This window comes from Nitrosopumilus sp. Nsub, assembly GCF_001541925.1.
Taxonomy (GTDB): domain Archaea; phylum Thermoproteota; class Nitrososphaeria; order Nitrososphaerales; family Nitrosopumilaceae; genus Nitrosopumilus.
Genome location: NZ_LQMW01000001.1, coordinates 1 through 4,461, shown reverse-complemented (window position 1 = coordinate 4,461; position 4,461 = coordinate 1). Strand labels below are relative to the sequence as shown.

The 4,461-nt window shown below is 32.1% G+C and carries 5 protein-coding genes; 2 read left to right on the top strand and 3 right to left on the bottom strand.

Annotated elements, in window-relative coordinates:
- On the top strand, positions 1-521 hold a 521-nt coding region (locus AW732_RS00025; RefSeq protein WP_172790348.1), incomplete at its 5' end, for a PD-(D/E)XK nuclease family protein.
- A gap of 284 nt (positions 522-805) precedes the next feature.
- Here the strand turns inward: AW732_RS00025 and AW732_RS00020 are convergent.
- Positions 806-1,156 (bottom strand): hypothetical protein, encoded by a 351-nt coding sequence (locus tag AW732_RS00020; protein WP_067956669.1) that lies wholly within the window; start codon positions 1,154-1,156, stop codon positions 806-808.
- Positions 1,157-1,341: 185 nt separating this feature from the next.
- Positions 1,342-2,361 (bottom strand): hypothetical protein, encoded by a 1,020-nt coding sequence (locus AW732_RS00015; protein WP_156416030.1) that lies wholly within the window; start codon positions 2,359-2,361, stop codon positions 1,342-1,344.
- A 988-nt stretch (positions 2,362-3,349) separates the two neighbouring features.
- On the opposite strand from AW732_RS00015, the gene AW732_RS00010 reads away from it, so the two are divergent.
- A complete protein-coding gene (locus AW732_RS00010) occupies positions 3,350-3,592 on the top strand; it encodes a hypothetical protein (protein WP_172790347.1) in 243 nt (80 codons plus the stop codon).
- A 561-nt stretch (positions 3,593-4,153) separates the two neighbouring features.
- Here AW732_RS00010 and AW732_RS00005 read toward each other — a convergent pair.
- Positions 4,154-4,461: methyl-accepting chemotaxis protein (locus tag AW732_RS00005; RefSeq protein WP_253805506.1), on the bottom strand; the 308-nt coding region annotated here is incomplete at its 5' end.

Sequence of the window (4,461 nt, the reverse complement as noted above, 5' to 3'; positions counted from 1 at the left end):
AAATCAAAGATGAGAAAAGAGACATTGAGTTTGCACGAGAAAACATTTACTCTACACTTTCCATTCCCTTTGAGTTTCCACAAGATAATGTTCTAGTGTCACTATCTGGAAGAATTGATAAAATTATGCGAGTAGATGGAACTCTCATAGTTCAAGACGACAAGTTTGCAGGAAGACCCCAAATTTATGATGATAAAACCCAGCCATATCCTAGTCAATTACTCCAAGTTTTGACGTATCTAAACTCGACATATTCAGCCAAAAGAAGCAAAAAGCCTGAGGACATCTTTGAGATGCCTCACACCCAAAAACAGTGGCAGATTAGAATCTGCGATAGAAAAAGCAGAGAGCCATACAAGGTGTATTCAGAGATTCAAGACTCTTTTTCACTACATTATCTGCATACATCATTGGAGAGATTTGCACAAATTTCCCTAGATATTACAGAGCCAGCACATCATGAAAGTAAGCAAAAATGTGATGCATGTAATTTGAAGAGTGTTTGTGAATTTAGAATTTAGTTTTGTATTAAGATAATTTTGTGTATGCTTGTTCAATTAATGACATCAGATATGGAATTTCAGACCTATTTTTAAGAGTCATTTTAGAATTACCATATCTGTGATGTCCAATCCGAGTCATATCTCTAACTGATTTTTGAGAATCAATTATTTTGTCAGGTGAAAAAACAAAATCTGCTTTTAGATATGCCGGATTAATTTCAGTTCTGACATCACCTTTAGATTTTGAGATTACAAAAATATCTATTATTGGTATTTAATTATTCATTTTGGAGAAATAATATTTATTCTTCAGTTTTTTTGGGTGTTTTTTTCCAGACTTGTATTTGACCACCATATACTTCATCATCGTATACAAATGCTGCAATTTGTGCATAATATCCTTCACGACCTGTTTTGAAAACTTTTGGAGGTAATGGGATCTCTACTTCTTTTCCATCTGGCATTTTGAGAGTTGCAATTGCAATTTTAGATTTTTTTGGTTCACTTTCACTCATATTTTGTTCCTGAATTTGCTCATTATTATCTATTTTCACATCTTCATTTGTTGATTTTTCATTATTTACATCATCAATTTTATTTTGAGTATCATCCATTAATTTTTTAAAATAATCTTTTGCTTCTTTTTTACTCATACACTATGGAGAATTTTTCTATCTTAATAGATTTTAAGAATAATTATTTTAATTCCTTATTGTCCTGAAATTAATTCTCATTTAAATCCAGTATTTGGTCTGCAGGCTTTACGCAATTTGATTAAATCTCGATGGGAGCACTTTAGACATCATAAACAAATCTAAATTTTCAATCCAACTTTCTTTCAATTAGATGCGGCATGTGTAGTTGACATGTCTGCACAATCCAAAAGAGTATCAAAATTACTTGCCATATTCACATCATCATTGTACTCAGATTCATCAAAATCAAAATACATGTCATGCGAGTCTTTAGAAAAATTTGTCTCACCCATTGGAAATACCTGTCGGACTGAAGGAAGTTTGCGATTATGAGTAATTGTAACTGGAATGGCCCTTTTTTCAGATGGCAATACCGGCTCAGTTGCAGAGGCAGGCAAAATATCAATATGTGTCATCTTTGGTTCTTTGAATTTTTTCACACGCCAAACAAAATCATCATCAAAACTGTTATTGTTTGTCTTGGATATGGCTTGTTGATATCTAATTACATCATCAACGGGGTCACGATTCATATTTTTAATAGTATTGCCGACTAGCAATTCTGCTTGTTTTATGATTTCAGATTTTTCAGCAGGCTTTTCTGCAGGGGACCATAAAAGGAACGTTGATGCCATGTCAATTATGGTACTATCAGATGCACCATCTAATTTTGCTGCATACAATGCATAAAACAGATTTTGCCTAGCAGGGTCAGTCTCATTATTCCCCATCATAAGCAACATAGATGCAGTTATTTTGTCAGCAGGTTTTTGTTGTGAATATATGCCGTGTTGTCTTCTTAACTTTTCTGCATGTTCTGCTAACCCCATTTTTTCTAATTGAACAATTTTTGAATTAAGGGCCATCATCACATCGGCCTTTCTCATAGTTGTGTGAAATGCCTCATCTTCACTTGAAGAATCGCTTTTGACTGAAATTGTTTTGGGATTGTCTGCTTTAATTTCAGAGATTATTTTTTTATCTTTTTTAGGATTTAATTTCTTGCCATCTAAAGTCATATGATGAATTTTTGAGCTATGTGACTGTCCGCCTCTCTTTCCAACATAATGTTCATTACATGTTACACAGTATGAGTCATTTTTGTAATGCTTCATGTAGGGATTCTTTTTAGAATAATAGACGTATTTTTTCAAGTTAACCATAGTACCGTAAATTACGGTACTTATGTTATTAAACCTTTTGGAAACTTTATTACAAAACAGCAAAAAACCACAAAAACCAACTGCAAACCACGTGCTTTTGGGCTATTTTAGTACAGGCACGATACAAAAAAGGCATAATTTTAACCAAAAACCACAATACTGTTTTGTGTACCATCTGATCATTTCACACAAACAGAATCTTACATACTGCAACTACTCTCATAACATCAGAGAAGAAAAACACTGTCGCCTCAAATCAACTCCGATTGAGTTTGCCTTAAGTGTAAAAATGGTACCTTGAAAGAGAGGTATCAAACTCTCTATTTTTAAATTTCATAAAATGCATAGTGTATTTTGAAATATTAACTAACACTAGCTGTTTTCATATTTAGAGATGACATGTTTGCTTGGAAAGCACGTTTTGTTTTGTCCAGGTCCTCAGAGTTTTCTTGCATTTACAACAACTTTCAAACCAACAAAGTTACAATTGTGGAAAATCTCAAAAGGACCTAAATGTATCAAAAAACCAACTACAAACCACGTGCTTTTGGGCTATTTTAGTACAGGCACGATACAAAAAATGCGTAATTTTAGCTAAAAACCACCTTAAAACCACCTTAAACCAAAATCAGACATGGTACCAAACCAAAGCAAATTTGTGCCTAATTTAGATAAAAATCACACGTCACTTTTCAAAACCATCTAAAAGCCAAAATCGGTTAGCTAACAAATGTATCTAAAAGCCAAAAAAGGTCATAAAACCAAAAGCAAACCAAAGTTAAAAGTCCACACTAAATCTCAAAATTCTAAACTCTCAACTGGCATTTACATTTACTGAGATTTGGCAATTTGAGTATCTGAAGACAAAATTGCCCTGGTGATGTGATTATCTCAATTGAGCATTTGAAAAACAATTAAAATTTTTAAAATCTAATGGTAAGAAATTAATTTATTATCAAAAAGTGAGTTAAACAATGGAGTAAGAAATTTGAAAAATAAATTATTGATGATATTTATGTTTATTTTATTTACAACAATAACTGAATCTTTTGCAGAAACCATTTCTTCTGATGAATTAATTGATGAGCAAATTTGTAAAGAAGGACATACTGTAATTAATGGAATATGTATGTCTAAATCAATTTGGGATTCTTTTAATTTTAGAGGTTTACAGACAAGTAACACTGTTTCTAATCATGAAATAGCAATTGTTCTTGAAAGTTATAATTAAAAAAAGGCTGAAAAACTAATCAATACGTTAGTTTACCAAAAGATAATGGATAGAAATCTAGCTTTAATATTATTTGGATCAATTGGATTTGGAACTTTTGAAGTATTGATGTATTCAGGACTAAACTTTCTATCCATTTAGCATTCAAAAATATACAAAATAACTACAAAATCTCCAAGTCATAGAATAGACACCACATCTCAAAAACAATCATTTTTTTAAAATTGTAAAATAAATATTTCATTGAATTTTGCAGATATTAAAAAATGTATTATTTAAAACATAAATGTGCATTTTGTGGATTTTTGTGTTTTTTTTTAATTTCCATTATTTCCCAATCCATGCAAGCAATCCCTAGTGAATCAAAACGAATAACAGATGCTTCAATCCTATCAAACAGACTTGTCAAGAACTTGATAGATTTCTCATAAAAACAGATAAAGAAATTTTGGTAAAATATCTAAAGAATTATTTTTTAACAAATCAAAAACAGTAATGTTCCAAGGCAAATACACAGTCATTTAATTAAAAATAAAAAAAATAAAAAAGAAAGGTGCGAGATTATTTTTGATCTGCAACATTCTGGTTGGTAACTACTTTTTGAACCATTGCAACCATGTCATCAAGTGACTCTAGTGCACCGTCTACAATTTTCTTGCCTTGGGCAATCTGAACTGTATTTTGTTCAATTTTGTCAACTGTTGATTCTGCATCTGTTTGAATTTGTGTGATGGTGGCATCAATTTCGCCTGCAGCTTTGGATGAACCCTCAGCTAGACGTCTTACCTCGTCGGCTACCACTGCAAATCCTCGACCTGCATCACCTGCACGTGCAGCTTCAATTGCGGCATTTAGTGCAAGCAAGTTAG